The sequence below is a fragment of the Vibrio sp. YT-19(2023) genome (assembly GCF_033337395.1).
Genome location: NZ_JAWOQN010000794.1, coordinates 1 through 592 on the forward strand (window position 1 = coordinate 1; position 592 = coordinate 592).

The window sequence follows — 592 nt, forward strand, 5'->3', positions numbered from 1 at the left end:
GCGTGAAGGGTACCCCTGGCCTTTGTCAAGCAGCGCGAGCACTGAGTGATGCAGTTGCGAAGCACGTACCTGTTGTGATGGCTCCTAACTACTCTGTTGGTGTGAACCTAGTATTTAAGTTGCTTGAGAAAGCTGCAAAAGTAATGGGTGATTACTGCGATGTCGAGATTGTCGAAGCTCATCACCGCCATAAAGTTGATGCTCCGTCAGGTACTGCGATTGGTATGGGAGAGGCGATTGCTGGCGCTATGGGCAACAAGTTAAGTGATGTTGCGGTGTATGCGCGTGAAGGCATTACTGGTGAGCGTACTAAAGATGAAATCGGTTTTGCAACCATTCGTGCAGGTGACATTGTCGGCGAGCACACAGCAATGTTTGCTGATATTGGTGAGCGAGTCGAAATAACGCACAAAGCGACGGACCGCATGACTTTTGCTAATGGTGCCGTGAAGGCTGCTGTGTGGCTACATTCCAAGCCGGCGGGCTGCTATACCATGACCGATGTGCTGGGTTTGAATGAGCTTTAAATACATAATTATTCGCCGGCGTAAGCCGGCTTTTTTGTATTTGAAGAAAGTTATGTAAATAAAAT

At 48.1% G+C, this 592-nt stretch carries 1 protein-coding gene; it reads left to right on the top strand.

Annotated features, from left to right (window positions below; genetic code table 11):
* Positions 1-527 (top strand): 4-hydroxy-tetrahydrodipicolinate reductase (gene dapB / locus R7E78_RS28505; RefSeq protein WP_318058934.1); only part of this gene is annotated, 527 nt, incomplete at its 5' end.
* Positions 528-592 lie beyond the last annotated feature (65 nt).